6 protein-coding genes are annotated in these 6,455 nt (G+C 66.9%); all 6 read right to left on the bottom strand.

Going from position 1 to position 6,455, the window contains the following annotated elements:
* Window positions 1-1,004 (bottom strand): SDR family NAD(P)-dependent oxidoreductase (locus HY726_12070; protein MBI4609732.1); only part of this gene is annotated, 1,004 nt, incomplete at its 3' end.
* A gap of 2 nt (window positions 1,005-1,006) precedes the next feature.
* Complete coding sequence (locus tag HY726_12065) at window positions 1,007-2,107, bottom strand: glycosyltransferase family 4 protein (protein ID MBI4609731.1); 1,101 nt, start codon at window positions 2,105-2,107, stop codon at window positions 1,007-1,009.
* Window positions 2,104-3,030: a dTDP-4-dehydrorhamnose reductase gene (gene rfbD / locus HY726_12060; GenBank protein ID MBI4609730.1), complete on the bottom strand. Its 927-nt coding sequence runs from the start codon at window positions 3,028-3,030 to the stop codon at window positions 2,104-2,106. Before rfbD ends, HY726_12065 begins: the two co-directional genes overlap by 4 nt.
* 97 nt (window positions 3,031-3,127) lie before the next feature.
* The gene (locus tag HY726_12055; protein MBI4609729.1) at window positions 3,128-4,336 is read right to left on the bottom strand and encodes a glycosyltransferase; all 1,209 of its coding nucleotides are present in this window, start codon (window positions 4,334-4,336) and stop codon (window positions 3,128-3,130) included.
* Window positions 4,333-5,739 (bottom strand): glycosyltransferase family 39 protein, encoded by a 1,407-nt coding sequence (locus HY726_12050; GenBank protein ID MBI4609728.1) that lies wholly within the window; start codon window positions 5,737-5,739, stop codon window positions 4,333-4,335. The genes HY726_12055 and HY726_12050 overlap by 4 nt, the downstream gene beginning before the upstream one ends.
* Window positions 5,736-6,455: hypothetical protein (locus tag HY726_12045; protein ID MBI4609727.1), on the bottom strand; the 720-nt coding region annotated here is incomplete at its 5' end. The genes HY726_12045 and HY726_12050, both read right to left, overlap by 4 nt.

The following is a 6,455-nucleotide window of genomic DNA, read 5'->3' as shown; positions in this document are numbered from 1 at the left end:
TGCTGCACCCATTCCAGCAGCCGGCGCACGCCTTCCGCTGGCTTGACCACCGGCTCCCAACCCAGCAACCGCCGCGCAAGATTCACGTTGGCCACGAAGACCCGCTGGTCGCCCGGTCGGCACTGGTCATAGGAGATTTCCAGCCGGCGTCCCAACCCTAGTTCCAACAGGCGGAGCAACTCGTGCAGTGACATCACGCAGCCTGGACCGCCGCCGATGTTGAAGTTCTGGCCGGCGGCGCGCTCAACGTGGCGAACCGCCGCGAGATACGCCTCGATCAAATCCTCCACGAACAACACGTCGCGCACCTGTTTGCCGTCGCCGTAAATGGTGATCGGCCGGCCGAGCACCGCCGCGATGGTGAACCACGCCACCCAGCCCTGGTCCTCGACGCCGAACTGCCGGTAGCCGTAGATGCAGGACTGCCGGAAGTTCACCGTGCGCAGGCCGTAAATGCGCCCGTAGTCGTGCACATACTGATCGGCCGCGCCCTTCGAGCAGCCGTACGGCGAGTGGAACGCGAGCGGACGCTCTTCCGGGATGCCGGCCGGGAGGTCCCGGAGGCGGTAGCGCAGCGGCTCCTCCTCGATCACCAGGTCGGCCAGGTTCCCGTAGACCTTGTTCGTCGAGGCGAAGAGCACCACCGGATCCATCCCGCTCCAGCGCGCCGCCTCGAGCAGGTTCAGGGTCCCCAGGGCGTTCACCTCGAAGTCGACACGCGGATCCACGACAGAGGTCGTCACCGCCACCTGGGCGGCCTGATGGATCACCACGTCCACGCGGCCCCGCCTGAAGGCCTGCTCCACATCCTCAGGACGTCGGATATCCCCCTGGACGAACTCCACCCGGAACTGCTCGTTGAGCCAGGTCAGGTTCGCGCAGGCCCCCCTCCGCGAGAGGTCATCGAAGATGATGACCCGCCGGCCCGCCCCGAGGAGCCGGGCGGCGAGGTTGCACCCGATGAATCCGGCCCCTCCGGTGATCAGGTACGTCTCCGGCTGCATGACTAACCGGGAACGCCCATCCCCGGCCCGGCTGCCTGGGCGGTCTGCAAGACTTCGAGCAGCTTGGGCGCGTTCCTCTCCAAGGAGAATTCCTTCTCCACCGTGCTGCGCCCGTTCGTTCCCAGAACTCGACGCAGCTCGGCGTCCTCGATCAGCATGGAGAGCTTGCGGGTCCACTCCGCTGCCGTGCCGGCCAAGAAGCCATTCACCCCGTCCTGAACGATCTCGCGGTTCCGCCCCACATTGGAGACCACGCACGGGATGCCCACCGCCATGTACTGGACAGTCTTGAAACCGGTCTTCCCCTTGACCCACTCGTCATCGGGGAGCGGATACACGCCGATGTCGAGGCTATGAAAGTCCTCGATCTCCCGGTCGAGGCGCCACGGGAGGTTGACGCAGGTGACGCCCTCGATCTGGATCTCCCGTCCGGCCCCGACCGTCTTGAAGACCACGGGGTACTTCCTGGCAACCTCCTGGAGCACAGGGAAGAAGGGTTCGAGGTAGGCCGCCGTGGTATGGCTCCCGATCCAGCCGATGGTGATCGGCCCCGAGGATTCGGACGGGGCTCGGGGCGTGAACTTCTCGGTATCCACCGAGGTCGGGATCATGACGACGTTCCGATTGAACTGCCGTGCGTACTCCCGGAGGTAACCGTTGCACACGATCACGCTGCGGCTCAGGCAGATCAGCCTGGGGATCTTCCCGGCCGGCCTACGCCAGCCAAGCACCGAGTGACGCCAGCCCCGCCCCCGCAGGTGTATGGCATCATCGAGGTCGTACACGATCGGACGGCCGAGCCGCGCCAACCACTCCTCGATCAACGGCGGGCCGATTGGATAGGCCTCCAGGTGGATGAAGATCAGATCGTGTCGGCCGGCCTGGATGCAGTCCCCGACCCGGATCACGCTCCGCGCGAGGAAGTGCAGCGCCTTCAGGCCATAGCGACCAGGCCGGTAGAGGAGACGGTAGAACCGGGAGGAGAGGAAGGGGCGCAGGGTACATTGGATCCCGTGCCGCTCGAGGAACGGCAGGTACTGCTCTACCCGGTAGCGGGTGCTCGCCCCCTCGGTGGGGTGCGGCACCAGAAACAGGACCCTCATCCGCCGCTCCGGACCGCCTGTCCCACCGGCCACTCCCGTAGATACCTGACCAGGGACTCCTGCCAGGGAGGCATCTTGTCCTCCCCCAGGAGTCGCAGCTTGTAGTTCTCCAGCATCTCTGACCGCGCGCGCGGGGCCGGGAGCGGGAAGGCGGCTGAAGGGATCGGTCTGATGCGGACTTGCTCCCGTCCCAGGCACCGGGCCACCTCCTGGGCGAGCTCAAAGCGGGTGCAGGAGCCCTGGTTGCCCAGATGATAAAGCCCATAGCGGTCCGTCGTCTGGATGAGGTCGACCATCGCTCGGGCAAGATCGAATGTGAAGGTCGGGGTCCCCCACTTGTCGTTGACCACGGCGACCTCATCCTGGTTTGCGATCAGCTCGGCGATCTTCCGGACGAACTTCTTATCCCGGGGCCCCCCACCCACCATCCAGCTGGCTCGAAAAATGAAGTAGCGGCGGAGAAGCCCGGCGACCAGCTTCTCCCCCTCCCACTTCGATCTCCCGTACACGTTGACCGGGTTGGGAAGGTCGAACTCGATGTAGGGGGTGTGTTTCATGCCGTCGAAGACCCCGGCCGTGCCGATGTAGACCATCAGGATGTCGGCCCGGCGACAGGCCAGGGCCACGTGTTCGGTCCCCATGGCATTCGTGAGCATGGCATGGTCGGGCTCGATCTCGCATCGGTCCACGTCCGTCTCGGCTGCCAGGTGCATGACGATCTCGGGGGCTTCTCGGTCCACCACCCGCTTGACCTCTTCGTAGTCCCGAACGTCGAGGAGTGTCCCCAGCCGGTCATCCGGCCGCCAGTCGGTGGCGATCACCTGAAAACCGCGGCTCCGGAGCTCCGGACAGAGCGCGCTCCCGAGCATCCCGCTCGCCCCCGTGACCAGCACCTTCCCGGCCATCACGCCCACTTCCGCCATCTCAGCCTCTCCCGTGGAAGAAGCCCAGGCGGCATTTGAGGTGGAACCGCTGGCCGGGCACCTCCCCTGCCGGGCCGGGCCACGATGAAGGGCCCCCTCATCGGAGACCCCTCCGGCCGGCCAGCCCTTTGTAGACCCCTGCGTACCGCCTGATCCCCTCCTCCAGCGAGAAATATCGCCGGGCCACGTCCCGGCACCGCCAGCGGAGCGTCGGCCCCTCAGCGAGCAGGTCACGGACGGCCAGCGCCGCCCTCCCGTACTCCTCCGTCTGCAGCCCTCTGACGATGTAGCCCACCTTCTCCTGTTCCACGATCTCGTCCATGTCACCGATCCCCTCGTTCGTCAGGATCGGAAGGCCGCAGGCCAGGGCCTCTCCGAACTTGGCAGGACAGCAGGCCTGTCGGGAGTACCCCATGCGGGTAAAGTAGACCAGGACATCGGCACCTGCTAGCCAGCGCGGCACATCTTCGTAGCCGGCCGTCGCCACCTCCACGCTGCCATCTCGGAGCCCCCGGGGCTCCAGCAATGACGTCACCGGATACTCCGGGTCGGAGGTCAGCAGAAGGAAGCGCACGGCGCTGATGCGCCTTCGGGCCTCCAGGAAGAAATCGAGCATCTCCTCCAGCCCGTACCAGGTCCCGAGCGAGCCAGAGTAGACGAACGTGCAGCCCATGCCCTGGTCGGCCGGATGGGGCAGATCTGCCACGAACCGGGCGAGATCCACGCAGGTCGGGATGACCGTGACCTTCTCGGCCTGGCCCCTGAGGCAGTCGAGCCCCGAGATCGCCTGACGCCCCCGCTCGGTCAGGATGACGACCGCGTCGGCAGCCCCGAGGAGGCGCTGCTCCCATCGCTTCCCCGTGCGGTACAGCACGGAGTCCTGCGGCCACAGCCTGCCCTCGACCCGCTCGTCGACCCAGAGCCCCCGCATGTCGAAGAGAAACGGCACCCCGTGGAGCCTCTTGAGGACGTACGCGATCCCCGCAGCAATGTAGCTGCGCGCGTGGATCATGTCGATGCCGTGGCGCCGGACCAGCCGGCTCCCCGCCATGACCCCCGCCAACATATCGTAGAGGGTAGCCGGCACCCGTGGTGCCTTATGGTACACCAGGGGAACCCAGCGAATGCCTTCCGCGTCAAGCAGTCCCCGCACCCGCTCCCCTTCCATCCGCAGGGCCTGTGGCTTCTCGAAGCTCAGGAGGGTGAACCCGAATCCTTCTCGCCGAAGCCCACCCAGATAGGGCAGGACCTGCGCGCGGCCAAGGGGATCGGTGGCCCCATCGTATGAGATGTAGAGAACCTTCATCCCACTCCGTCCGCTTTTGGCCAGCCTAGTATATGGCAAAGGCCCCCCGACGCCAATACCAGGTAAAATGGCGTGAGCATGTCGCGGTGCCGGAAGGCCGATCCCACGTTGCCCGAGCCGAGGGCGATGATCCCCACCAGGCCTACGCCCAGAACAAGCATCGGCAGCAGGGCTCGGGACTGCCGGAGACCCTGGCGCAGCCCGATGATGAAGAAGGGGAACAGGCCATACCAGACGAGCACCTGGGGGAGGGCGATGCGCTGAAGGTTGGTTGTGATCTCCCAGGGGAAGGGGGAGAAGACTCCGTAAGCCGTCGCGATGAGCAAGACGCCGAGGAGCTCCCCTGCCGTGAGGCTGGGAGAAGCCTGGTTCTCCTCCAGGTAGAACCGGGCCGGAAAGATCCGGTACACCGTCCCCTCGCCGTGAACCCACCCCTCTGACACGCTCTTTGAGAAGGAGATGATGGACGGGTAGGACATCGCCAGCCAGCCGCCCAGAACGATCATCCCGGCGGTCAGGAAGATCCTCGGCGCGACCCCTCCGAGCGCCCGCGCCATCCTCGTGGCCACAGCCATCAGGAGCGCCAGGACAAGGGGCCCGACCAGGGCGGTCCGGATCGTCCACGCCGCCCCCGTCAGGCCGGCCCCCAGCACCAGGTATCCCGCGCCACCATCCCGTAGGTAACGGGTCGCACACCAGACACAGGTCACGAGGCCTGCGATGATCACCGTATCCTTGAGCCCAGTGATCGACCAGAACACGACCGAGGGGAAGAAGAGGAAGGCCCCCGCCGCGGCGACTCCCGCTCGCTCCCCCCAGAGATCCCGGGCCAGCAGATAGACGACGACGCCCGTCCAGACGCTCAACATGCTGTTCAGCAGCTTGATCATCAGCGGGGAAAAGCCGAAGATGGCGAAAAGCCATCCCATCGCATACGAGTACGCGCTGACGTGATACCCTAGCAGGGACGGGAAGCCACCGGCGTCCGTCCAATACCCTCCTTCCCTGAGGCCCGGCGCCTCATGGGCGACAAACCAGGATGCGAAGGCATCCTCCCCGGCGTTGACCATCTCGCCCCGGAGCAGGCTCGCGATGTAGAGGCCAACATGGGTGTAGCCGCGGGCGTCCCCGAAGAAGTCCACGCTCAGGCGGGACCAGTAGACCGCCGCCTGGTAGACCAGCACGAGGCTCAGCCGCAGCACCGCTGCCGCCACCAGGGTCACGAGGAGGGCCCGGCGCCCCTCGAAGAGGTGTCGCTGGCGGGCCTTGAGGAGCAAGTACGCGGGGAACGCCAGCGCGAAGAAGGGACCCGGCGCCGCGAACGCCGCCAGGACCGCGCAGGCTGCCCCGGCCGGGAGCAGCCATCGCGCCCCGCCCGGTCCGCCAGAGGCCGCGCCGTTCACCCGCCCTCTCCGCGGGGACCGGGGGCCGCCACGCCCGCGCCCGCCATGTCGGCCGGGCGCGCCTCGGGGACCTTCTGCCGCCGGAACACCAGGATGGCCGGGGAGGTGTAGGCGTCCGGGATCGGGTGCCACAGCAAGGTGCGCGGATAGCTCAGGCCCGGGGGCCACCCCGCACGGACCTTGTGGTTGGCCGGCACGAACTCCTTGACCAGCGTGTACCCCCCGCCTCCCCGCACGAGCCATCGGATCAGCCCGCGGCACCCCGGCACCGAGTCGGGGCCATCACGATCGGCCACGTTGTCCAGGAATGCGAGGACGTACTCCCCCGAGATCGCTCCGCTGCGCAGCCGGTCACAATGGGCGGCCAGACGGCGGCTCTCCAGCTCCGGGACCCCGCTTTCGCTGATCTTGAACAGGCTCCCCCCCGCCGGGTCGCGCGAGCTCCGGCCCAGGTACAGGACCTGATACCGGGGGATGATGCGGGCTGACGCCAGCCAGGCGATGTCGTGGAGCATCTCCAGGCTATTCCCTGGAGGGATGTTCACCAGAATCCATTGGGTGCTCGCATACCGGGTATCGAGCCGGGTAAAGACCTGGTCGGCATAGGCTGAATACGCGAAGGAGTACCCGAAGACCACGGCCAGCACGGCCGTGGTCGCGGTCTTCCCGAGCGCCCGGCTCTGCGCCAGGCGCGCCAGGGCCAGCCCGCCGAACAC

It is taken from the genome of Candidatus Rokuibacteriota bacterium, assembly GCA_016209385.1.
In the GTDB taxonomy this organism is placed as follows: Bacteria; Methylomirabilota; Methylomirabilia; order Rokubacteriales; family CSP1-6; genus JACQWB01.
Note: the sequence above shows the minus strand (reverse complement) of the source record. Positions and strands in the feature narration are given on the sequence as shown.

What these genes read in the sequence shown, in the direction of transcription:
- HY726_12065 (MBI4609731.1), bottom strand. Translation starts at nt 2,107, where the DNA reads ATGAGGGTCCTGTTTCTGGTGCCGCACCCCACCGAGGGGGCGAGCACC.
- rfbD (MBI4609730.1), bottom strand. Translation starts at nt 3,030, where the DNA reads ATGGCGGAAGTGGGCGTGATGGCCGGGAAGGTGCTGGTCACGGGGGCG.
- HY726_12055 (MBI4609729.1), bottom strand. Translation starts at nt 4,336, where the DNA reads ATGAAGGTTCTCTACATCTCATACGATGGGGCCACCGATCCCCTTGGC.